The organism is Pseudomonas sp. A014 (assembly GCF_052378495.1).
Classification (GTDB): domain Bacteria; phylum Pseudomonadota; class Gammaproteobacteria; order Pseudomonadales; family Pseudomonadaceae; genus Aquipseudomonas; species Aquipseudomonas machongensis.
Genome location: NZ_CP199001.1, coordinates 604,701 through 627,002, shown reverse-complemented (window position 1 = coordinate 627,002; position 22,302 = coordinate 604,701). Strand labels below are relative to the sequence as shown.

Here is a 22,302-nt window from a genome sequence, read left to right as displayed (position 1 = left end):
GCGGCGCCTCCTTACAGGTCCGGGGCGATCGGCAGATCGACGCTGCCGTCCAGGTGCCTGGTCGGGCCGCTGGCGCTGGGATTGATGTCGAAATCGAAGATCTCGGTCGGCAGCCACAGGGTGGCGCAGGCGTTGGGGATGTCCACCACGCCGCTGATGTGCCCCTGCACCGGCGCCGAGCCCAGCAAGGCGTAGCCCTGGGCCGGGGAATAGCCGAACTTGGTCAGGTAATTGATGGCGTTCAGGCAAGCCTGGCGATAGGCGACGTTGACGTCCAGGTAGTGCTGCTGGCCGCTTTCATCCACCGAGATGCCTTCGAAGATCAGGTAGTTCTTGTAGTTCGGGGTAATCGGGCTGGGCTTGAACACCGGGTTCCTGATGCCGTACTTGGCCATGCCGCCCTTGATCAGCTCGACTTTCATGTGCACCCAGCCGGCCATCTCGATGGCGCCGCAGAAGGTAATCTCGCCATCGCCCTGGCTGAAGTGCAGGTCGCCCACCGACAGCCCGGCACCCTTGACGTACACCGGGAAGAAAATCTTCGAGCCCCGCGACAGGTCCTTGATATCGCAGTTGCCGCCATGCTCGCGCGGCGGCACGGTGCGCGCGCCGGTGGCGGCGGCATCGTCACGGGCCTGGCCCTTGAGCTTGCCCATGTGCGCGGTGGCGGCCAGCGGCGGGTTGGCCAGCGGCGGTACGCGGGTGGGGTTGGTGTCGATCAGTTCCTGCTCGCGGCGGTTCCAGGCGGCGAGCATCACCGGGTCTGGCAGGCAACCGATCAGCCCGGGGTGGATCAGGCCGGCGAAATTCACCCCAGGGATGTGCCGGGAGCTGGTGAACATCCCCTTGAAATCCCAGATCGCCTTTTGTGCGCTGGGGAAGTGATCGGTGAGGAAACCGCCGCCGTTCTGCCGCGAGAAGAAGCCATTGAAGCCCCACATCGAGTCGGCCTTGGCGCCGATGTCGAGCAGGTCGACGACCAGCAGGTCACCCGGCTCGGCGCCCTGCACGCCCACCGGGCCGGACAGGTAGTGCACGGTCGACAGGTCGACATCGCGCACATCCGAGGCATCGTCGTTGTTCTTGATCGCCCCGGCGGTCCAGTCGTAGGTCTCGAGGATGAAGTCATCGCCCGGCTTGACCCAGCAGGCCATGGGGATGTCCGGGTGCCAGCGGTTGTGGATCTGCTCGTTTTCGGTGGCGGGCTGGTTGAGGTCGACTTTGATCAGGGTATCGGTCATGGCAAAGCTCCTGGACAGTAAGGTTTAGTGCATTGCTGACAGTCTTGAACGCAGGTGCGGATCGGCCAATACGTCGGATGACGTAGCAGGCCCGCTACACCGAGAGGTAACGGCTGATGGTGGCTTCGTCGACGTTGGCGCGGGTCTCCTCGATCACGAAGCGGCCCTTCTCGATCACCAAAAAGCGGTCGGCAATCTCGAGGGTGAACGACAGCACCTGCTCGGAGACCACGATGGTCAGGTCGCGCAGGTCGCGGATCTCTTTCAGGGCGCGGGCGATGTCCTTGATGATCGACGGCTGGATGCCCTCGGTCGGCTCATCGAGCAGCAGCACCTTGGGGTTGGTCGCCAGGGCACGGGCAATCGCCAACTGCTGCTGTTGTCCGCCGGAGAGGTTGCCGCCCTTGCGTGCGCGCATGTCATGAAGCACCGGAAACAGTGCATAGAGGTCCTCGGGCACCTGGCCCTTGGCCGAGGCAGGCAGACCGGTCTGGATGTTTTCCAGCACGGTCATGCTGGGGAAGATCATCCGTCCCTGGGGCACGTAGGCAATGCCGTGCTCGACCCGTTCATGGGTGTCCAGGCCGGAGACTTCCCGGCCATCGACGCTGACCTGGCCGCGCCACTGTGGCAGCAGCCCCATCAGGCTCTTGAACAGCGTAGTCTTGCCCATGCCGTTACGCCCCATCACGGCGACGATTTCGCGCCTGGCCACCGCCAGGTCGAGGTCGTGGAGGATCTGGCTCTGGCCGTAGCCACAGGACAGTTGCTTGACGTTGAACATGCCGGCTTCCTCAGTGGCCCAGATAGACTTCGACGACCTTCGGGTTGTTCTGCACCGCCTCCATGCTGCCTTCGGCCAGGACCTTGCCCTGGTGCAGCACGGTGACCTTGTGCGCGATGCTCTTGACGAACTCCATGTCGTGCTCGATGACCAGCACCGACCGGCCCTGGCTGATGCGCTTGAGCAGCTCGGCGGTCTGTACCCGCTCGCCTACGCTCATGCCGGCGACCGGCTCGTCGAGCATCAGCAGGTCCGGGTCCTGCATCAGCAGCATGCCGATCTCCAGCCATTGCTTCTGGCCGTGGGACAGCAGGTCGGCCTGCTGCTCGAGCAGGTCACCGAGAAAGATCTCCCGCGCCACCTCCTCGACCCGCGCCACGACCGCCGCACTGCGCTTGAAGAACAGCGCGCCGAACACCTTGCGCCCGGCCGGATACGACATCTCGAGGTTCTCGAACACCGTGAGGTTTTCGTAGATCGACGGGTTCTGGAACTTGCGCCCGACCCCGGCGCGCACGATGTTGAACTCGCGCATGCGGGTCAGCTCCTTGCCGTCGAACAGGATGCTGCCGCTGGTGGCGCGGGTCTTGCCGCAGATCAGATCGAGGACCGTGGTCTTGCCGGCTCCGTTGGGGCCGATCACCACGCGCACCTCGTTGCGGTCGATGTACAGGTTGAGGTTGTCCACGGCCTTGAAGCCGTCGAAGGATACGGTCAGGCCCTCGATGGCCAGGACCGGCTTCTTCATCTCGAAACCGATGGGGCTCATGGCTGGGTCTCCAGGGAAGCAGGTTCAGGTGCAACGCTCGGTGTGCCAGGACGGCTCGCCGGCGCCACGGCCTCGGGTACAGGTGCCGGTCGTGGTGTACGTCGCAGCCAACGTGCCAGGGCCTGGCGCCCGTGGCTGTCCCACAGCCCGGCCAGGCCGTTGGGGAAGTACATGACCACGGCGATGAACAGCCCGCCCATCAGGTACAACCACAGCTCGGGGAGCGACTCGGAAAAGTAGGTCTTGCCGTAGTTCACCAGCAGCGCGCCATACACCGCGCCCAGCAGTGACATGCGCCCGCCGACAGCGGTAAAGATGACCATCTCGATAGAGGGCACGATGCCGACGAACGAGGGCGACATGAAGCCGACCTGCAGGGCGAACATCGCCCCGCCGATGGCCGAGAACGCCGCAGCGATGCAGAACACGAAGATCTTGAAGGTCGCCACGTCGTAACCGGAGAACCGGACCCGCTCCTCCTTGTCGCGCATCGCCATCAACAGCCGGCCCAGCTTGGACCTCAGCACGAAGCGGCCAATGAAGATGCAGCCGAACAGCAGCGCGGCGTTGATGAAGTACAGGATCAGCTTGGCGCTGTCGGTACGCAGGTCCCAGCCCATCAGGGTCTTGAGGTCGGTGATGCCGTTGACGCCACCGGTCAGGCCCTGCTGGCCGATGATCAGCACGGTGAGGATCAGCGCGATGGCCTGGGTGACGATGGAGAAGTACACGTCGCCCACCCGCCGCTTGAACAGCGCCATGCCAATCACGAAGGCCAGCAGCACCGGCACCAGGATCACCGCCAGCAGGGTGAAACCGAAGCTGTTGAACGGCACCCAGAACAGCGGCAGCTCGGTGAGCTGGTTCCAGTCCATGAAGTCGGGGATGCCCGGCGTGGTCTGGATCTTGGTGCTGACCGGGTCGGAGGCTTCAAGCTTGAGAAACATCGCCATGCAGTACCCGCCCACGCCGAAGAACACCCCATGCCCCAGGCTGAGGATGCCGCCGTAGCCCCAGCACAACACCAGGCCCACGGCAACGAAGGCATAGGTCAGGTACTTGCCCACCATGTTCAGGCGGAAGGCGTCCAAGGTCAGCGGGAACACCACGAAAATCAGCAGCGCCAGCAGCGCCACGCCCAGCAGGTTGGGCTTGCCTGCCAGCATCTTGTCCAGAACGTTCATCGGCTCGCCTCTACTTGCGCACTTTGATGGAGAACAACCCTTGCGGGCGCAGCATCAGGATCAGGATCACCCCGGAGAGGGTCAGCACCTTGGCCATCGAGCCGCTGAGGAAGAACTCCGAGATCGATTGGGTCTGGGCGATGACGAAGGCCGAGGCCATGGTCCCGAACAGGCTCTGCGCGCCGCCGAAGACCACCACCAGGAAGGTGTCGACGATGTACTGCGCGCCCGAGGTGGGGCCAGTGGAGCCGATGGTGGTGAAGGCCGCGCCGGCCACCCCGGCCACCCCGCAACCCAGGGCGAACGTCATGCGGTCGACCTTGCGCGTGTTGATGCCCACCGCCCGGCTCATCAGGCGGTTCTGCACCGTGGCGCGCACATGCAGGCCCCAGCGTGAGCGATACAGCAGCACGAAGATGGCCGCCGTCAGCAACACGGTCAGGGCGATCATGAACAGGCCGTTGCGCGGGATCTCGATGGCGTCGGTGAGGTTGAACGAGCCCATCAGCCAATCCGGCGGCGTCGCACTGACCTCACGGGCGCCGAACACCGAACGGAAGGTCTGCTGCATGACCAGCGACAGGCCCCAGGTCGCCAGCAGCGTATCGAGCGGGCGCTTGTACAAGCGGCTGATCATCGCCCACTCCACCAGCCAGCCGATGGCACCGGCGACCAGGAACGACAGGGCGATGGCGAAGAAAAAGTAGTATGGCTGGAAGCCCGGGGCGAAGTGGCTGGTCAGGCTGGAGCAGACGTAGGTGGTGTAGGCGCCGATGGTCAGGAACTCGCCGTGGGCCATGTTGATGACCCCCATCTGGCCAAAGATGATCGCCAGCCCCAGTGCCATCAACAGCAGCACGCAGAACACGGACAGGCCGTTGAACCCCTGCATCGCCGCGATGGCACCAAATTCCGATAGCCATTCCATGATGATGGTCTCCTGCTGTGGGATGGGAGCGCCGCGCCCCGGCATGCCAGGGCGAGGGCCGAGGGATTACTGGTAGCCCTTGGGGAAGGGGTTCGGCTCGATCAGGTCGGACTCGTAGACCACCTTGAACTGGCCGTTGGGCTGCACTTCGCCGATGCGCGTCTTGCTCCACAGGTGATGGTTCTCGTGCACCTTCACGTAGCCTTCCGGTGCTGTGGTGAGCTCGATGCCTGGCGAGGCGGCGACCACCTTGTCGACGTCGAAGCTGCCGGCCTTCTCCACCGCGGCCTTCCACAGCCATGGGCCGAGGTAGGCGGCCTGGGTCACGTCGCCGATCACCGCGTCCTTGCCGTACTTGGCCTTGAAGGCCTCGACGAAGGCTTTGTTGTTGGGGTTGTCGAGGCTCTGGAAGTACTTCATCGAGGCGTAGAAACCGGCCATGTTCTCGCCGCCGATCCCCAGCAGTTCGTCCTCGGTCACCGACAGGGTCAGCAGGGTCTGCTTGGCCGCGTTCACGCCGGCGGCGTTGAGTTGCTTGTAGAAGGCCACGTTGGAGCCACCGACCACGGCGGCGAACACCACGTCGGGCTTCTTCAGCTTGACCTTGTTGATCAGCGAGCCGAACTGGGTGTTGCCCAGCGGGTAGTAGTCCTCGCCGACCACCGTGCCGTGCAGCACGTTCTCGATGTGCTTGCGCGCGATCTTCATCGAGGTGCGTGGCCAGATGTAGTCCGAACCGACCAGGTAGAAGGTCTTGGCGCCCTTGGTCTTGGCGATCCAGTCGAGGCTGGCGAGGATCTGCTGGGTCGCCTCCTGGCCGGTGTAGATGACGTTCTTGGACTGTTCCAGGCCTTCGTAGAAGGTCGGGTAGTACAGCAGGCCGTTCTCTTTCTCGAAGATCGGCAGCACGGCCTTGCGCGAGGCCGAGGTCCAGCAGCCGAACACCGTGGCGACCTTGTCGTTGACCAGCAGCTTCTTGGCTTTTTCGGCGAAGGTCGGCCAATCGGAAGCGCCATCTTCCTGGACCACCTTGATCTGCCGACCCAGCACGCCGCCTGCGGCGTTGATCTGCTCGATGGCCAGGCGCTCGGCCTGGATCGAACCGGTTTCGGAAATCGCCATGGTGCCGGTGGCCGAATGCAACTGACCGACCGTGACTTCGGTGGCAGTGACGGCCAGGCCGGTGCTATTGGCCTCGTCGGCCAGTGCGCCCTGGCTGAACACGCTCGCCGCCAGCAGCGACAGCGCGGCGGCGCCCAGCGCCAGGCGGCGCGGCAACAGACCTTTGGTGCGGATCAATCGTGGTTCCATGCTGCTACTCCTATGCGGTGGTGGCACCAGCATGGAGCTGCACGACAGCGACAGGTATACGCAGCCTGACGTAGCGGCGTACGTCATTTGACGTAGGGTGAATTGCACCAGCATGGGGCAGGATGCCGGGGCGACTGTCTTTGTGGGTCAATGCTGGCCTCTTCGCGGGTAAACCCGCTCCCACAGGTACCCCGCTGATTTCGGAGCCTGCGGGGTACCTGTGGTCGCGGCCCCGACAATCCCAGGGCATGAAACTTGCTCGACTCCCAACCACACCCGCCAGGCACGGACCGCCACCACCGCAGGAGCCACCTCACCGTGCCAGCCCCCGGTACCCAGCGCATCGCCAAGATCCGCCGCGACTACAACCGCTGGGTCGCCGACGAGACCATGGAGGACTACGCCCTGCGCTACACCCCCAAGTCGTTTCGCAAATGGTCGGAAACCCGCATCGCCAACACCGCCCTGGGCGCGGTGTCGTTCCTGGCCCTGGAAGCGATCGGCGGGGTACTGGCGCTGAGATATGGCTTCACCAACACCTTCTGGGCGATCCTGGCGGCGAGCCTGGTGATCTTCTTCACCGGCCTGCCCATCAGCTACTACGCCGCCCGCTACGGTGTGGACATGGACCTTCTGACCCGGGGCGCCGGCTTCGGTTACATCGGCTCGACCATCACCTCGCTGATCTATGCCAGCTTCACCTTCCTGTTCTTCGCCCTGGAAGCGGCGATCATGGCCCTGGCCCTGGAGATGTACTTCCACATCCCGCTAGCCTTCGCCTATGTCATCTGCTCACTGCTGGTGATTCCGCTGGTCGCCTATGGCGTGACCCTGATCAGCCGCCTGCAACTGTGGACCCAGCCCCTGTGGCTGGTGCTGCTGGTGCTGCCCTACCTGTTCGTGCTGCTGAAAAACCCCCAGGCCTTCAGCGACTGGACCAGCTTCCAGGGCCGTAGCGCCAGCGGCGGCGATTTCAATCTGCTGGCGTTCTGCGCCGCCTGTACCGTGGCGCTGTCGCTGGTGACGCAGATCGGCGAGCAGGTCGACTACCTGCGCTTTCTCCCCGAAAAGACCGCGGCCAACCGCAAGCGCTGGTGGGCCGCACTGCTGTGTGCCGGCCCCGGCTGGATCGTCCCCGGCGCCCTGAAGATGGCCGGCGGCGCCTTCCTGGCGTTTCTTGCCCTGCAGCACGAGATCCCCATCGAGCACGCCGCCGAACCCACGCAGATGTACCTGGTGGCCTTTCATTACGTGTTCGCCTCACCGGAGTGGGCACTGGGGGCGATGGTGCTGTTCGTGTTCGTCTCGCAGATGAAGATCAACCTGACCAACGCCTACGCCGGCTCCCTGGCCTGGTCGAACTTCTTCGCCCGGGTCACCCACAGCCACCCTGGGCGCGTGGTATGGCTGGTGTTCAACGTGGCGATCGCCCTGATGCTGATGGAGCTGGGCGTGTTCGATGCCATCGAGCAGGTACTCGGGCTCTACGCCAACATCGCCACGGCCTGGATCGGCTCGGTGGTAGCCGACCTGGTGATCAACAAACCCCTGGGGCTGTCACCGAAACACATCGAGTTCAAACGCGCGCACCTGTACGACATCAACCCGGTGGGCGTCGGTTCGATGCTGATTGCCTCACTGCTGTCCATGCTCGCCCACGTCGGCCTGTTCGGCGCCCTGGCCCAGGCCGCACCGCCGCTCATCGCCCTGGCCACGGCGCTGCTGGCGACCCCCGTGCTGGCGGTGCTCACCCGCAGCCGCTACTACATCGCCCGCAGCAGCGACCCGCTGCAGTTGCAGCCCCTGACACCGCTCACCCAGGTCACCTGCGGCCTGTGCAGCAACCCGTTCGAAAGCGCCGACCTGGCGTTCTGCCCAGCCTACGCCACGCCGATCTGCTCGTTGTGCTGTTCGCTGGACGCCCGTTGTGGCGACCGCTGCAAACCTCCACAGGCACGGCTGTCGGCACAATTCGAGAGCCTGCTGCGCTGGCTGCTGCCCAACACCGAACTGCCGCGCCTGCACACACGCCTGATGCACTATCTCGGCCTGCTGCTGGTGTTGATCCTGCTGCTCAGCGGCGCCCTGGCACTGATCTACGGCCAGGCCTCGCAGGCCCTGCCCGTCTCGGCCCAGGCCACCCTGCAGCAAGCGTTCTTCAAGGCCTTTCTGGTGCTGTCGGTGCTGGCGGCGATCCTCGCCTGGTGGACCGTACTGACCCGCGAGAGCCGCCACGTGGCCCAGGAAGAGTCGAACCGCCAGACCCAATTGCTGATGCAGGAGATCGCCGCGCACCGGGTCACCGACCAGGCCCTGCAGGACGCCAAGGAAGCCTCCGAGGCCGCCAACGCGGCCAAGAGCCGCTACATCACCGGGTTGTCCCACGAGCTGCGCACGCCGCTCAACAGCATCCTCGGTTTCACCCAGGTCCTGCAGCGTGACGCGGGCATGCCGGCCCAGCACCAGGATGCTCTGGCGACCATCCTGCGCAGCGGCTCGCACCTGTTGTCGCTGATCGACGGCCTGCTCGACGTGGCCAAGATCGAGGCCGGCAAGCTGCGCCTGGAGCAGACCGAGATCCCCTTCCCCGAACTGCTCCACGACCTGGAGCTGATGTTCACCCCGCAAGCACGCGACAAAGGCCTGCGCTTTCACCTGGAGCCGCTCGGTGCGCTACCGGCGGTGGTACGCGGCGACGAGAAACGAGTGCGGCAAATCCTCATCAACCTGCTCGGCAATGCGGTCAACTTCACCGACAGCGGTGAAGTGCGTCTGCGTGTGGGCTACCTGCGCGAAACTGCGACCTTCGAAATCATCGACACCGGCATCGGCATCGACCCTGGCCAGCTCGAGCGACTCTTCCAGCCATTCGAGCGCGGCGACCTGATGCGCCAGGACAAGGGGGTTGGCCTGGGCCTGACCATCACCCGCATGCTCACCTCGCTGATGGGCGGCGAACTGCAGGTGCGCAGCGAGCGGGACAAAGGCACCTGCTTCCAGGTGCGCCTGTATCTGCCCCAGGTGCGCGCACCGCAGGCGGTGGTGCACGTGGCCCACGACATCATCGGCTACGACGGCCCCCCGCAGCGCGTGCTGGTAGTGGACGACCACGTCGACCACCGCAAGGTGCTCAGCGGCATGCTCACGCCGCTGGGGTTCGAGGTGGTGCAGGCCAGTAATGGCCATGAAGCGATCCGCCAGGTTGCCCTGCTCGGCCCGGACCTGATCCTCATGGACCTGTCGATGCCCGGCATGGATGGCTGGGCCACCAGTCGGCTGATCCGTCGCAACGCCTTGTCCAAGGCTCCGATCATCGTCATCTCGGCCAATGCCCTCAACGACGAGCGCGCCCTGGCCAGCACCTGCAACGACTACCTGGCAAAGCCCGTGCGCACCCCCGACCTGCTCGAGCGCATCCAGCGCCAGCTCGGCCTGCAGTGGCGCCGCCGCCAGGCCACAGGCGCCTGCACGCAACGCGTGCTGCCGGCCTACGCCGAGCTGGTGGCCCTGGGCGAGCTCAGCGCCATCGGCCATGTGCATGGCATCAAGGCCCGGCTCGATGCAATCCAGGCCGAGGCGCCCGAGACGGCAGCCTTCCTCGACACGCTACGCCCGCTGCTGCGGCAATTTCGCCTGGACGAACTCACCCGCACCCTCAAGGAGGCCGAAGATGAATGCGCTGACCACCGCCCCTGAACCTGGCGTCGTGCTGATCGTAGACGACACCCCGGACAACCTCGCGCTGTTGTCCGACGCCCTCAACGACGCCGGACACATGGTGCTGGTCGCCCTCGATGGCCTGAGCGCACTGAACCGCATCGAACGCCGACGCCCTGACCTGATCCTGCTCGATGCGATGATGCCGGGCCTGGACGGTTTCGAGACCTGCCGGCGCATCAAGGCGCAGCCCGCCAGCAGCGACATCCCGGTGCTGTTCATGACCGCCCTCACCGAAAGCGCACATGTGGTGCAAGGCTTCGAAGTCGGTGGCAGCGACTACGTGACCAAGCCGATCCGCATCGACGAAGTATTGGCCCGTGTTGCCGCCCATCTGCGCACCTCTCGCTCGTTGCTGTCGGCACGCGCAGCCTCGCAGCCTGCGACCCTGAGCCTGGACGATGCGCCGGCCAGCCGGTTGCTGTCGGCGCGTTTCCAGTTGACCGGACGCGAAGTCGAGGTGCTGCGCTGGGTGGCCTGCGGCAAGACCAACCGCGACATCGGTACCATCCTCGACCTGAGCCCACGCACCGTGAACAAGCACCTGGAGCATGTGTACATCAAGCTGGGGGTGGAAACCCGTACCGCTGCCACCGCGGTGGTGCTGGCGGCGCTGAGCCGCGATGGCAGCACCCTGGACAATGTGCTTGCCTGAGCGGGCCTCTTTGCGGACAAGTCGGGGCGCCGAACCGTCGCACCCACAAAGGACGGAGGCCCCCGCGACAGGGTCGATACCTCAGCCCAGCAGGACCTGCTGGATGCGCTCCAGCCCCCAGTCCAACTCGTCGCGGCTGATGCACAGCGGCGGCGCGATGCGCAGCACGGTCTCGTGGGTTTCCTTGGCCAGCACGCCCAGCGCCATCAGTGCCTCGCAGTATGGCCGCGCAGGGCGATCCAGCTCGATCCCGACCCACAGCCCACGGCCACGGATATCACGCACGAACGGGACGGCCATCTCACGCAAGCGCTGTTGCAGGTAGGCGCCAAGCTCGGCACTGTTGTGCGCCAGTTGCTCGTCTTCCAGCACGCGCAGCGCCTCCAGGCCTACCGCTGCCGCCAGCGGATTGCCGCCGAAGGTCGAACCATGGCTGCCAGCATCGAACAGGTCCATCAGCGCATGGTCGGCGATGAACGCCGAGACCGGCAGGATCCCGCCGCCCAGCGCCTTGCCGACGATCAGGCCATCCGGGCGAATGCCCTCGTGCTCGAAGGCGAAGGTCTTGCCGGTACGCCCAAGGCCGGACTGGATCTCGTCAAGAATCAGCAGGGTGTTGGTGGCGTCGCACAGCTCGCGCAACTGACGCAGGAAGCCCTGTGGCGGCACGCGAATGCCGGCCTCGCCCTGGATCGGCTCGATCAGCACGGCGCAGGTATCCGGACCGATGGCTGCACGGAAGCTATCGATATCGCCGAAGGTCGCCGTGTCGAAACCGTCGCTGAACGGGCCGAAGCCATCCTTGTACTGCGGCTCGGTGGAGAACCCGACGATGGTAGTGGTGCGACCATGGAAGTTGTCGGTGGCGGTGACGATTCGCGCCTTGTCACGGGCGATGCCCTTGACCCGATAACCCCAGCGACGCGCAGCCTTGATCGCGGTCTCCACCGCCTCGGCACCGCTGTTCATCGGCAAGGCGGCCTCGAAGCCTGCGATCTCGCACAGGGCTTCGAGGAAGTGACCGAGGGTTTCGGAGTGGAAGGCTCGCGATACCACGCTGACCTTCTGCAACTGGGCGATGGCGGCAGCGACGATGCGCGGGTGGGCGTGGCCATGGCTGACCGCCGAGTAGGCCGACATCATGTCCAGGTAGCGCTTGCCGTCGCAGTCCTCGACCCAGACACCCTGGGCACGGCTGATGGCCACCGGCAGCGGCGAGTAATTGTTGGCGCCGAAGCGCTGTTCACGGTCGATGATACGGGTGATGTTCATGAAAACTCCTGATCAGGCGCTGAGCAGCTTGCCGGTGCGAATGGGGGTGGTGCCGGTGACGCGTCCCAGCGGATCGCCAGGGCGCACGAAGCGCACGTCGCGGCGCATGTACAACACGCCAGCGGTGGCGCTGCGGACCGTGGTCACCTCGCCGCTGAGCGGGTCGATCAGGTCGAACATCGGTTCGCCCGGCTGTACCTGGGTGCCCAGGGCAACGCGGTGCACCAGCACGCCACCGACCGGGGCGATGAACTGCTCGCTGCCAGCCAGCGGGGTGCCCGGCCACAGCAGTTCCGGCAGCGCTGCCGGCTCGCCGCTGATGAAGCCGGCATGGCACAGGTAGTCGATGATCGCGCTGGCATCCTGTTGCGCCAGGGCGCTATCGACGTCGCGCTGGCCACGGTGCTCGACGGTCACGCAGGCATTGCCCAGCGGGATCGGGTAGGCGCCTTGCAGACGCTCGCGCAGGCGCCACCAGATCAGGCTCAGCGCCTCGTCGAACGACAGCGCCTGGGAGTCCACCGACAGCAGCGAAGCCTTCGCGCCAATGTAGCGGGCCAGCGGCTCGACCTGCTCCCAGCTCCATTCGGAGGTGTACAGGTGCATCACCGCCTCACGCGAGCAGTGCAGGTCCAGGACCAGGTCGGCATCGTGTGCCAGCAGCATCAGCCGACGCTGCAGCGACGCCATTTCATCGCGCGGGTCGATCGCCTCCAGGCTTTGCTGCCAGGCGGCGCGCACAGCCTTGAGGTTGTGCTGGGCATCGTCGGTGAGTTCCCCTTCCACCCGCTGCAGGATCGCCTCGAGCGGGAAGGGAAAATCACGGTTGTAGTTGCGCCCGCTGGCCAGTTCGAAACGTCCGCTCGGCGCGCCCATGACGAACTGGGCGAGCCCTGCCGGGTTGGCCACCGGCACCAGGACGATCTGTGCCGTCAGCCGGCCAGCCGCCTCCAGCGCCAGCAGGCGCTGGCGCAGGTCGGTGGCGACCAGCATCGCCGGCGTTTCGTCGGCGTGCAGGCAGGCCTGGATGTACACCTTCCTGGTGTAGACGTCCGGCCCAAAGTGCTCGCTGACGATCTCGCGTTGGGTGCCGTGGGTGGCAGTGAGCAGTGGATGTGCGATTCGTTTCATACAGAATTCCATGGCCGCGGGCGGCGTCGTTCATGAAGCAGAAGGCAAGCCACCTCCCGCAGGAAACCCGGCGCTACCAGAGCGCCCAGGTGTACCCCACGATGAAGCGGTTCTCGTTGATGTCGTTGGCATAGCTGGAGTTGAGCTGGGCGTTGCGCCAGCGCAAGGACAAGCCCTTGACCAAGCCGGACTGCACCACGTAGCCGATATCCAGGTCGCGCTCCCACTCACGGCCCTGCTCGCCGACCAGCTTGGTGGTTTCGATCCCCCAGCCCTGGGCGTAGCGCATGCCGAAGGTCAGGCCCGGCACGCCGAGGGCGGCGAAGTCGTACTCGTAGCGGGCATGCCAGGCACGCTCGTTGGTCTGCGAGAAGTTGACCAATTGATACTCGGTGAACAGGTAGGTGTTGGCGCCATCGACATACGGGAACGGGGTGTCGCCGTACTGCTTCTGGTAGCCCACGCCGAAGTTGTGGCCAGCCCACTCGTAGCTGAAGCGGGTGCTCAGCGCGCGGTTGTCGACCTTGCCGGCCAGGCCTGCGCCGTCCTTGTCGGCATCCCAGTAGCGCAACTCGCTGCGCACGGTGCCGGGGCCGAACTTGAAGGCATGCTTGAGGCCGAAGAAGTGCTGCTGGTAGAGGCGCTCGAGCTCGCCGTAGTAGTAGCTCAGCTGCAGGTCCGGCAGCAGGTTGTAGTCACCGCCCGCGTAGCGGAACTGATTGCTGGTGGCGGCTTTGTAGGCGCCGTTCTGGGCGGTCATGCTCATGGTTTCGCGGTCGGTCGACTCGCGGTCACGCATGCGGTCGAACTGGCCCAGGCCCAAGGTCAGGTTGGAAATGTCCTTGGAGCTGACGGTCGCGCCCTGGAAGGTCTGCGGGAACAGGCGGCTGGTGTTGGGCTGCAATACCGGCAGCTTGGGCACCTGCTCGCCGACGCGCAGCTCGGTCTTGCTGATGCGCACCTTGCCGGCCACGCCGAGCTTGGAGTACTCATCGGCGGCACGTCCGTCACTGCCCTTGGGCAGCAGGCCGGTGCCGGAACGGTCGGGGCTGGAGTCCAGCTTCACGCCCAGCATGCCGGTGACATCCAGGCCGAAGCCGACGGTGCCTGGGGTGTAGCCGGAGATGAAGTTGAAGGTGAAACCCTGCGCCCATTCGTCACGCTTGGACTGCTTGGAGGCCTCGCGGTAGTCGCGGTTGAAGTAGTAGTTCTTGGTATCCAGGTTGGCGCTGGAGTCCTTGAAGAAGTCGGCCATGGCCGCCCCCGGCAGGACCGTGACGACGCTCGCGCCCATCAGGATTTTCTTGAAATCTCGGTTCATGTCTGTGCTCCCCACCTTCTTGCTTTTTTCGTTGTTGGATGTTTTGAAGGCATGACTTCCCCCTGGGCGCTCAACCGGGGGTTGGCGCCATCCGAGGAAGGTGAATCAAGGTTTGTGGATCAGCTCGTCGCAGGCGTCTGGCGCAGCCTGAAACCGCCACCTTCGAGCTTCTCCAACGGGCACGACGCTGCCAGCAATTGCCGGGTATAGGCATGCTGAGGGCGATCGAAGATCTCGTCGCGCGGCCCGATTTCCACCACATCGCCCTGGCACATCACCGCGACCCGGTGAGCGATGCGCTCCACCGCTGCCAGATCGTGGGAGATGAACAGGCAGGCGAATCCGTACTGCTTCTGCAGGCGCTCGAACAGCTCGAGGATCTGCTTCTGCACGGTCATGTCCAACGCCGAGATCGGCTCGTCGGCCACCACCAGGCTGGGCCTGCGCACCAGCGCCCGGCCAATCGCCACACGCTGGCGCTGGCCGCCGGACAGCTCGTGCGGCAAGCGGTCGATCAGGCGCTCCGGCAGGTTGATGTCGTTCAGCGTCGCCAGCACTCGAGCGCGACGCTGGGCCGGGCTCATGTCCGGCACATGGCGCAGCGGCTCGGCGAGAATCTGGCCAATGCTCATGCGCGGGTTAAGCGAGGAGAACGGGTCCTGGAAGATCATCTGGCATTGCAGGCGATGGCTGCGATTGGCCGCCTGGGCAATGTCGTGGCCCTGGAAACGGATCTCGCCAGCGCTGGGCTTGACCAGCCCGACGATGGCCCGACCCAGGGTAGTCTTGCCCGAGCCACTGCCGCCCACCAGCGCCAGCGTCTCGCCCGGCGCGATGTGCAGGTTGGCGCCATGCACCACGCGCCGCGCCTCGCTCTTGCGCCACATCCGGCGCGGGCCGGGATAGGCGATCTGCACGCCATCGATCTGCAACAGCGGCGCGTTGGCCTGCGGCAGTGGCGGCAACTCACCACGGCTGGGCAGCGCTTCGAGCAACTGACGGGTGTACTCGGCACGGGGGTTGAGCAGTACCTGGTCGATCGGGCCCTGCTCGACCTCCTTGCCATTGCGCATCACCACCACCTTGTGTGCATAGCGTGCGACCAGCGACAGGTCGTGGCTGATGAACAGCACCGCGGTGCCCTGCTTGGCGGTCAGCTCGAGCATCAGCTTGAGCACATCGAGCTGGGCCAGGCAGTCGAGCGCAGTGGTCGGCTCGTCGGCAATCAGCAGCGCCGGGCGCAGCAGCATGACCGAGGCGAGCATGATGCGCTGGCGCATGCCGCCAGAAAACTCGTGCGGGTAGGCCTGCAGGCAGCGCTCGGCGTCGCGGATGCCGATGTCGCCGAGCATCTGCAGGCATTTCTGGCGAATGGTCTGCTCGTCGAACTCGGTGTGCAGGCGCATGCCTTCGGCCATCTGCTCGCCGATGCGAAGTGCCGGGTTGAGCGACACCATGGGTTCCTGGAACACCATGCCGATCTTCGCCCCGCGAATCTCGCGCAGGGCTTGCGGGCTCAGGCTGCCCAGGTCCTGGCCCTGGAAGCGGACGCTGCCACCGCATACCCGCATCGGCGGCGGCAACAGGCCGATGGCGGCACGCGCGGCCATGGTCTTGCCGCTGCCGGACTCGCCCACCAGCGCCACGATCTGGCCCGGGGCGATGTCGAACGCCAGGTCATCGACCACCACCGGGCCATCGACACCAGCGCGGATCTTCAGGCCCTCGACGGCCAGCAAGGGTTGGGTCTGGCTCATTGCAGCGTCCTCATGCGCGGATCGAGGCGGTCGCGCAGGGCGTCGCCGGCAAGGTTGAAGGCCAACAGCGAAAGGGCAATGCACATGCCGGGGAACAGCCCCAGCCAGCCCGCGGAGGCAATGAAGGGACGGCTGGCGGCAAGCATGTTGCCCCAGGTCGCAGCGGGTGGCGGCACGCCCAGGCCGAGGAAGCTCAGCGAGCTTTCGGCGAGGATGGTCCAGCCGAACATGCTGGTGGCGATCACACACACCGGCGCCACGCAATTGGGCGCGACATGGCGCAGCATGGTGTACAGCTCGGAGTTGCCGATCACCCGCGAGGCCTCGACGAACTCGCGCTCGCGCAACGACAGCACGCTGCTGCGCACCACACGCACCACCGACGGCGTGTAGGCGATGCTCAGGGCCAGGATGATGCCGTACTGGCTCGGGCCGATGATCGCCATCAGCGCCAGCGCCATGAGAATCCCCGGGAAGGCCAGCAGGGTGTCGTTGATCATCATCAGCACCCGGTCGACGTTGCCGCGCAGGTAGCCGGCGAGCAAACCGAGAATGGTGCCGCAGGTCACCGCGACGATCACCGTCAGCAGGCTCACCCACAGGCTGGTGTGTGCGCCGACCATCAGGCGGCTGAGCACATCGCGGCCGTATTCGTCGGTGCCCAGCCAGTGCGCGGCCGAAGGTGGCTGCAGGCGCGTCAACAGGTCCAGGCGCACCGGGTCGTGGGGCGTCCAGACCAAGCCGAGCAAGGCCACCAGGGTCAGGATCGCCAGCAGGGTCAGGCCGACCAGCGCGTTCAGTTGCAGCGGCCGACGGCGACGAGCGCGCGGGGCCGGCGTGGATGACATGTCCGCAGGGGACAGGGTCGGAGTCTGAGGCTTGCTCATAGCTTCACCCTTGGGTCGAACAGTGGGTACAGCAGGTCCACCAGCAGGTTGACCAGTACGAAGATGAAGGTGACCAGCAACAGGCAGCCCTGCAGCACCGGGTAGTCGCGACCGAAGATCGCATCGACCATCAGGCGCCCGATGCCAGGCAAGGTGAACACCGTTTCCAGCACCGCGATACCGCCCAGCAGGTTGCCCAGGATCAGCCCGATCAGGGTCATGGTCGGGGCGAAGGCGTTGCGCAGGGCGTGCTTCCACAGCACTGCGCTTTCCGACAGGCCCTTGGCCCGGGCATGGGTGATGTATTCCAGGCGCAGCACCTCGATGGCGTTGGCCCGGGCCATGCGGGTGATCGCACCGATCTCCACCAGGGTCAGGGTCGCCACCGGCAGGATCATGTAGCGCATCGACTGCCAGGCGTCCTGGTCGAAACTCACGTAGCCCACGATCGGCAACCAGCCCAGCTTGATGCCGAAACCATAGAGCAGCAGCAGGCCCAGCCAGAACGACGGGATCGACAGCAGCAGGGTGGCCACCGCCACCACCGACAGGTCAAGCGAACCGTTCTGTTTCCAGGCCGCCAGCATGCCGGCGGGCACCGCGATCAGGCTGGCGAGCAGCACGGCGATCAGCACGATGCTGGAGCTGACGCCGAAGCGCTCGAGCATCATCGGCAGTACCGCTTCGCGGGTGGTGATGGAATGGCCCAGGTCGCCACTGAGCACGGCCTTGAACCAGATCACGAATTGCACCGCCATCGGCTGGTCGAGCCCCAGGGCCTGGCGAGTGCTCGCCAGGCTCTGTTCGTCGGCCATGTCACCGAGCATCAGCAGTGCCGGATCGCCCGGAATCAGCCGAATGATGGTGAACACCGCTACCGCGATCAGCAGCAGGGTCGGGATCGCCATGCCCAGCCGCTGAAGGATGTACCGAAACATGTCAGCTCTTCCCCTGGTTATCGAGGCTGATCATCCACAGGCGCGGCTTGGACACCGGCCATGGGCGCTGGCCCTGCACATACTCGCGGGTCACGGTGATGGCATTGCCGTTGTACAGCGGGATCAGCGGCAGGTCGCGCAGCATGTCCTTGTGCAGCTCGTCGAACAGCGCCTGGCGCTTGGCCGGCTCGCCTTCGCGGCGGGCTTCGGCGATCAGTTCGCGGGCCTTGGCGTCATCCCAGACCTTGCGCGGCTCCTTGCTCTTGTCGCCGGCGGCAGCGTCGTAGTTCAGCGCCGGGTCCAGGCGCTCGGAATAGGTGGAAACCATCACTTGGTAGTTACCGCTCTGGTAGCGCTCGAGCTGGGTGCCCCATTCCATGGTCTGCAACTGGATGTTCAGGCCGACCTGGCTGGCCATGGCCTGCACATAGACGGCGATGTCGAACATGTTCGGGTAGCGCTTGTTGGTGATCAGCTGGATCGGCTGGCCTTTGTAGCCGGCCTCCTTGAGCAGCCGTTTGCTTTCTTCGGGCGAGTAGCCCCAGCCCTTGTCCTGCGCAGCGGTGTGGTAACGGCTGCCCAAGGCGACCATCGAAGGGTTGGGCTTGGAGCGGCCTTCGGTCAGCGCGGTGACGATGGTGCTGGTGTCCAGCGCATGGGCCAATGCCTGGCGCATGCGCACGTCGGAAAACAGCGGGTCCTTGGTCTGGAACAGCACGGCGCTGGTCGACATGGTGGTGCTCGCCGAGATACGCACGCCAGGCAGCGCCTCGAGCTCCTTGGCTTCCAGGGCACTGACGTCGTTGAGCATGTCGACGTTGCGCGAGAGCAGCGCAGCCTTGGCGGCGGCCGGATCCGGGATGATGGTCATGTGCACGCGGTCGAGGGTGGTCGACTTGTTGCCGGTATAGCCATCGGCAGCCTCGTCACGCGCCTTGTATTCGGCGAAACGGTCCAGGTCGACGTATTGACCCGGCTTCCAGGTCGCCAGCTTGAACGGGCCGGTGCCGATCGGCGTGGTCCACTCACCATTGACCACCGAGTCGGGGTGCATGATGCCGCTGCCACCGCACTCGGGCAGCGCCATGCTGGCCAGGAACAGGGCGTTGGGCTGGTCGAGGGTGAAGACCACGGTCTGCGCGTCAGGGGCCTTGATATCAACGATCTTCGCGCCGCTGTGGCCGTCGAACGACGCGGTACAGCGCCACTGGGTGGCCGGGTCCATGTAGCGCTGCCAGGTCCAGAGCACTTCCTTGGAGGTCAGCGGCTTGCCGTTGTGGAAGGTGACGCCGTCGCGCAGCTTGAAGGTGTAGGTCAGGCCGTCGTCGGAAGTGACGACTTCCTTGGCCAGCAGCGGGCCGACGCTTGCGTCTTCGCGGAAGGCGACCAGGCCTTCGAACAGGTGCAGCACCACCGCATCGGAGTTGGTGTCACGGTTGACGCCTGGCTGGGTGCTGCGGATGTCGGCGTTGAGGGCGACATTCAGGGTGTTTTGTGTCTGAGCGTTGGCGCAGATGGAGGCCATCAGGCCAGTCATCAGAATCAGAGTCTTGTTCAAGTTATTCCCCTCGGGCTCGAGATCCAATGCAGTCGGCGGCAGAGTCGTGAAAGGTTGCGCCCCGATCCGGGAACTCGTTGTTGTTGTTATGACCGTGGCTCTGGGGTGACGTACGCCCGAGGCCCGGTAGCGATGCCTGGCTCATCCTGTCTCAGGTAGCGTCGCTGCGTAAGCACACAAATTCCGATCATGAGTGGCATAGCCAATCACGCTGATCGCAGACTTGCCGTGCACCCCTGCCAAAAACTTTCGGCAAAGGCCATGCTGCGCTGGTCATAACGGGCTCTTCGCCCAGAAACACCTGATCCAATAAAGCTATCGGGATCAGCAAAAGCGCACTGACGGCAAATTCGATCGCTCTCTAACATGGCCGCATCAAGCACGGCCCCCACGCACCCTGCGGAGTTCGAACAATAATGACCCTGACCCACCTGCGCGCCTTCTGCTCCGTGGTCGACATGGGCAGCTTCCGGGCTGCGGCCCGCGCACTGAACATCGCGCAAAGCACCCTCACCCAGTCGGTCCAGGCCCTGGAGCGCGAGCTCGGCGGCCCGTTGCTGCACCGCACCAACCAGGGCATCCGGCTCAGCGACTCCGGCCAGCGCTTCATCGCTCATGCCCGCTCCATCCTGATGGACTGCGACCGCGCCGTGGCTGACGTCCGTGCACTGGTCGAACCCCAGGGCCATGTGGCCCTGGGCGTCACCTCCGAACCGCTGGCCGAACTGCTGGTGCCGGTGTTCGAAAGCTTTACCTCGCAGCACCCGCAGACCCGCCTCGAGGTGACCAGCGGTTCGACCAAGATCCTCATCGAGAAACTGCGCGAAGGCCGCCTGGACTTCGCCCTGTGCGCCCTGCCCGCCCATGTCGATGAAATCGACCTGTCCATCCAGCGCCTGCACGCGTCCCGCGCCGGGGTGATCGCACGCAAGGATCACCCACTGCGTGATGCACGCTCGGTACGCGACCTGACCCAGTGCAAATGGATCAGCGTGCGCCGCGACGGCCTGGTCGGTGGCACCGAGGGCCGCCTGATCGAGCTGTTCCGCGCCCACGGGCTGGGCATGCCGAAGATCGGTATCACCACCGAATCGCTGCTCGAGACCCTGCACATCGTCGCCGAGACCGACTATCTGACCATCGAGCCGGCGATCATTCCGTCGCTGAAACTGTTCTCCTCCTCGCTGGTGAAGATCCCCATCGAGGAGCGCCTGAGCCACCGCGACGTGGCCCTGATCACCCGCAAGAACGCGACGCTGACCAGCGTGGCCCAGGTCTTCATCGGCATGCTGGTGTCCTACAGCCGATTGGTCCACCCGCGCACCGCCGACTGAACAACGCCCCGCATCATGAGGAATACCCATGCCCCAGCCAATCACCGCCGATCAGCCTGCCGCCCATGACCTGCCCCGTGGGCTGCCCTCCAGCGTCGGCATCGACGGCTTCGGGGTCGCCGCCTTTCTCGAGGCGGTGCAACAGGCCGGGCTCGAACTGCACGGGGTGATGCTCGAGCGCGACGGCGTGCTGGTAGTGGACGCCTGGCGCTGGCCGTACGATTCGCTGACGCCACGGGTGACCCACTCGATCACCAAGAGCTTCACCGCCTGCGCCATCGGCCTGGCCATCGACGAAGGGCTGCTGCGCCTGGACGACCCTCTGGCGAAGTTCTTCCCGCAAGCGGCGGCAGGCGCCACCGACCCACGCGCCGCGCAAATCACCGTCGAGCACCTGCTGACCATGCGCACCGGCCACGGCGGCAACACCTCCGGCTCGATCTGGCGCGGCATCGACGGCAGTTGGGTCGAGGAGTTCTTCCGCATACCGCTGACCAGCGCGCCGGGCACCGACTTCGTCTACACCAGCGCCGCCAGCTACATGCTCTCCGCAGTGCTGACCCAGGTTGCTGGCGTCACCCTGCATGACTACCTCAAGCCGCGCCTGCTCGAGCCGCTGGGCTTCGAGGCGCAGCACTGGGACATCAGCCCGGAAGGCATCAGCCCCGGCGGCAACGGCCTGACGGCGCGGCCTGTGGATGTCCTCAAGCTGGCCATGCTGCACCGTGACGGCGGGCGCTGGAACGGCGAGCAGGTTCTGCCGCAGGCGTGGGTGGAGGCGGCAACGCGCGCCCAGGGTGGCGAGGGCAGTCGCTATGGCTATCACTGGTGGACCGACCGACCGGCGAACGGTTACAGCGCCGTGGGCGTGTTCGCCCAGATGGCCGCCGTGATCCCCGGCGAGCGCGCCACGCTGGCGGTATTCGGCGCAATGGAGAAGTCGGCGCAGGTGACGCCCTTCATCGATCGTCATCTGAGCGCGGCGCTGCGCGGTGAACAGGCTGGGGCCGCAGGTGACGAACGGCTACGCGAGGTGCTCCAGCGTTTCGCCGAAGAGCAACCACTGCGCTCGCTCGCACGTCCGACCCAGCCGCTACCTGCACGAATGAGTTTTGCGCTCGAGGCCAATCCGTATGGCATCGAAACGCTGAACCTGTTGCAGGCCGGCGAGCGGTTGGTGATGGAGTGGGTAGAGGCGACGGGCAGCGAGCGCATCGAAGCCGGGATCGATCATTGGGTCGCGGGCACCAGCTCGTTGCCGGGGGCACAACTGCACCATGGCTATGCACTGCGCGATGCACCGGTGCTGGCGACGGCGCGCTGGGTGGCGGCAGATCGACTGGAGCTGGAATGGGTGTACCCGCGCTCGGCATTCCGCGATCGGGTGTGCCTGAGCTTTGCAGGCGAACGGGTTTGCCTGGAGCGCAGCGTGAACATCAACAGCGGCATCCGTGCCTGGGAGCCGCTGTATGGAATGAGCACCCACAACCCGACCCGACACGTGTAGCAACTGTC

Annotated in this window: 17 protein-coding genes; 4 read left to right on the top strand and 13 right to left on the bottom strand. The window is 65.4% G+C overall.

What is annotated here, in order from left to right:
* Window positions 1-11: 11 nt before the first annotated feature.
* From fmdA to urtA, 6 genes are all read right to left on the bottom strand, one after another.
* Window positions 12-1,241: a formamidase gene (gene fmdA, locus ACTYOL_RS02970; RefSeq protein WP_063542572.1), complete on the bottom strand. Its 1,230-nt coding sequence runs from the start codon at window positions 1,239-1,241 to the stop codon at window positions 12-14.
* Window positions 1,242-1,335: 94 nt separating this feature from the next.
* Window positions 1,336-2,025, bottom strand: coding sequence for an urea ABC transporter ATP-binding subunit UrtE (gene urtE / locus ACTYOL_RS02965; protein WP_054892780.1), 690 nt, complete (start codon window positions 2,023-2,025; stop codon window positions 1,336-1,338).
* A gap of 10 nt (window positions 2,026-2,035) precedes the next feature.
* Window positions 2,036-2,794: an urea ABC transporter ATP-binding protein UrtD gene (gene urtD / locus ACTYOL_RS02960; RefSeq protein WP_054892779.1), complete on the bottom strand. Its 759-nt coding sequence runs from the start codon at window positions 2,792-2,794 to the stop codon at window positions 2,036-2,038.
* Window positions 2,791-3,978: an urea ABC transporter permease subunit UrtC gene (gene urtC / locus ACTYOL_RS02955; RefSeq protein WP_444757517.1), complete on the bottom strand. Its 1,188-nt coding sequence runs from the start codon at window positions 3,976-3,978 to the stop codon at window positions 2,791-2,793. The genes urtD and urtC overlap by 4 nt, the downstream gene beginning before the upstream one ends.
* Before the next feature lie 10 nt (window positions 3,979-3,988).
* Window positions 3,989-4,906, bottom strand: a complete 918-nt coding sequence (urtB, locus tag ACTYOL_RS02950) for an urea ABC transporter permease subunit UrtB (protein ID WP_054892777.1) — start codon at window positions 4,904-4,906, stop codon at window positions 3,989-3,991.
* A gap of 66 nt (window positions 4,907-4,972) precedes the next feature.
* A complete protein-coding gene (gene urtA, locus ACTYOL_RS02945) occupies window positions 4,973-6,217 on the bottom strand; it encodes an urea ABC transporter substrate-binding protein (protein ID WP_054892776.1) in 1,245 nt (414 codons plus the stop codon).
* A gap of 318 nt (window positions 6,218-6,535) precedes the next feature.
* Here urtA and ACTYOL_RS02940 point away from each other — a divergent pair, with 318 nt between their 5' ends.
* Both ACTYOL_RS02940 and ACTYOL_RS02935 read left to right on the top strand, forming a co-directional pair.
* Complete coding sequence (locus ACTYOL_RS02940; RefSeq protein ID WP_444757516.1) at window positions 6,536-9,913, top strand: ATP-binding protein; 3,378 nt, start codon at window positions 6,536-6,538, stop codon at window positions 9,911-9,913.
* Window positions 9,888-10,589 (top strand): response regulator, encoded by a 702-nt coding sequence (locus tag ACTYOL_RS02935; RefSeq protein WP_063542561.1) that lies wholly within the window; start codon window positions 9,888-9,890, stop codon window positions 10,587-10,589. The genes ACTYOL_RS02940 and ACTYOL_RS02935 overlap by 26 nt, the downstream gene beginning before the upstream one ends.
* A gap of 81 nt (window positions 10,590-10,670) precedes the next feature.
* On the opposite strand, the gene rocD is transcribed toward ACTYOL_RS02935, so the two are convergent.
* From rocD to ACTYOL_RS02900, 7 genes are all read right to left on the bottom strand, one after another.
* On the bottom strand, window positions 10,671-11,861 hold the full coding sequence (rocD, locus tag ACTYOL_RS02930; protein WP_197893432.1) for an ornithine--oxo-acid transaminase: 1,191 nt from the start codon (window positions 11,859-11,861) through the stop codon (window positions 10,671-10,673).
* A 12-nt stretch (window positions 11,862-11,873) separates the two neighbouring features.
* A complete protein-coding gene (locus ACTYOL_RS02925; RefSeq protein ID WP_444757515.1) occupies window positions 11,874-12,992 on the bottom strand; it encodes a succinylglutamate desuccinylase/aspartoacylase family protein in 1,119 nt (372 codons plus the stop codon).
* A gap of 73 nt (window positions 12,993-13,065) precedes the next feature.
* Window positions 13,066-14,313: an OprD family porin gene (locus ACTYOL_RS02920; protein ID WP_151926360.1), complete on the bottom strand. Its 1,248-nt coding sequence runs from the start codon at window positions 14,311-14,313 to the stop codon at window positions 13,066-13,068.
* Window positions 14,314-14,432: 119 nt separating this feature from the next.
* Window positions 14,433-16,070, bottom strand: a complete 1,638-nt coding sequence (locus ACTYOL_RS02915) for an ABC transporter ATP-binding protein (RefSeq protein WP_151926359.1) — start codon at window positions 16,068-16,070, stop codon at window positions 14,433-14,435.
* Entirely contained in the window at window positions 16,067-16,957 is an 891-nt protein-coding gene (locus ACTYOL_RS02910) for an ABC transporter permease (protein ID WP_081255193.1), read from the bottom strand. The genes ACTYOL_RS02915 and ACTYOL_RS02910 overlap by 4 nt, the downstream gene beginning before the upstream one ends.
* Window positions 16,954-17,895 carry an ABC transporter permease gene (locus tag ACTYOL_RS02905; RefSeq protein WP_063542551.1) on the bottom strand — a complete coding sequence of 314 codons (942 nt, stop codon included), beginning with the start codon at window positions 17,893-17,895 and terminating at the stop codon, window positions 16,954-16,956. The genes ACTYOL_RS02910 and ACTYOL_RS02905 overlap by 4 nt, the downstream gene beginning before the upstream one ends.
* A gap of 1 nt (window position 17,896) precedes the next feature.
* Window positions 17,897-19,453, bottom strand: coding sequence for an ABC transporter substrate-binding protein (locus ACTYOL_RS02900; RefSeq protein ID WP_054892856.1), 1,557 nt, complete (start codon window positions 19,451-19,453; stop codon window positions 17,897-17,899).
* Window positions 19,454-19,869: 416 nt separating this feature from the next.
* On the opposite strand from ACTYOL_RS02900, the gene ACTYOL_RS02895 reads away from it, so the two are divergent.
* Window positions 19,870-20,787, top strand: coding sequence for a LysR family transcriptional regulator (locus tag ACTYOL_RS02895; protein WP_444757514.1), 918 nt, complete (start codon window positions 19,870-19,872; stop codon window positions 20,785-20,787).
* A gap of 28 nt (window positions 20,788-20,815) precedes the next feature.
* A complete protein-coding gene (locus tag ACTYOL_RS02890; protein WP_200603972.1) occupies window positions 20,816-22,294 on the top strand; it encodes a serine hydrolase domain-containing protein in 1,479 nt (492 codons plus the stop codon).
* Window positions 22,295-22,302: the final 8 nt, after the last annotated feature.

What these genes read in the sequence shown, in the direction of transcription:
- urtD (WP_054892779.1), bottom strand. Translation starts at nt 2,794, where the DNA reads ATGAGCCCCATCGGTTTCGAGATGAAGAAGCCGGTCCTGGCCATCGAG.
- ACTYOL_RS02895 (WP_444757514.1), top strand. Translation starts at nt 19,870, where the DNA reads ATGACCCTGACCCACCTGCGCGCCTTCTGCTCCGTGGTCGACATGGGC.
- rocD (WP_197893432.1), bottom strand. Translation starts at nt 11,861, where the DNA reads ATGAACATCACCCGTATCATCGACCGTGAACAGCGCTTCGGCGCCAAC.
- ACTYOL_RS02925 (WP_444757515.1), bottom strand. Translation starts at nt 12,992, where the DNA reads ATGAAACGAATCGCACATCCACTGCTCACTGCCACCCACGGCACCCAA.
- ACTYOL_RS02915 (WP_151926359.1), bottom strand. Translation starts at nt 16,070, where the DNA reads ATGAGCCAGACCCAACCCTTGCTGGCCGTCGAGGGCCTGAAGATCCGC.
- ACTYOL_RS02935 (WP_063542561.1), top strand. Translation starts at nt 9,888, where the DNA reads ATGAATGCGCTGACCACCGCCCCTGAACCTGGCGTCGTGCTGATCGTA.
- ACTYOL_RS02905 (WP_063542551.1), bottom strand. Translation starts at nt 17,895, where the DNA reads ATGTTTCGGTACATCCTTCAGCGGCTGGGCATGGCGATCCCGACCCTG.
- fmdA (WP_063542572.1), bottom strand. Translation starts at nt 1,241, where the DNA reads ATGACCGATACCCTGATCAAAGTCGACCTCAACCAGCCCGCCACCGAA.
- urtB (WP_054892777.1), bottom strand. Translation starts at nt 4,906, where the DNA reads ATGGAATGGCTATCGGAATTTGGTGCCATCGCGGCGATGCAGGGGTTC.
- urtC (WP_444757517.1), bottom strand. Translation starts at nt 3,978, where the DNA reads ATGAACGTTCTGGACAAGATGCTGGCAGGCAAGCCCAACCTGCTGGGC.
- ACTYOL_RS02910 (WP_081255193.1), bottom strand. Translation starts at nt 16,957, where the DNA reads ATGAGCAAGCCTCAGACTCCGACCCTGTCCCCTGCGGACATGTCATCC.
- urtA (WP_054892776.1), bottom strand. Translation starts at nt 6,217, where the DNA reads ATGGAACCACGATTGATCCGCACCAAAGGTCTGTTGCCGCGCCGCCTG.
- urtE (WP_054892780.1), bottom strand. Translation starts at nt 2,025, where the DNA reads ATGTTCAACGTCAAGCAACTGTCCTGTGGCTACGGCCAGAGCCAGATC.
- ACTYOL_RS02920 (WP_151926360.1), bottom strand. Translation starts at nt 14,313, where the DNA reads ATGAACCGAGATTTCAAGAAAATCCTGATGGGCGCGAGCGTCGTCACG.
- ACTYOL_RS02890 (WP_200603972.1), top strand. Translation starts at nt 20,816, where the DNA reads ATGCCCCAGCCAATCACCGCCGATCAGCCTGCCGCCCATGACCTGCCC.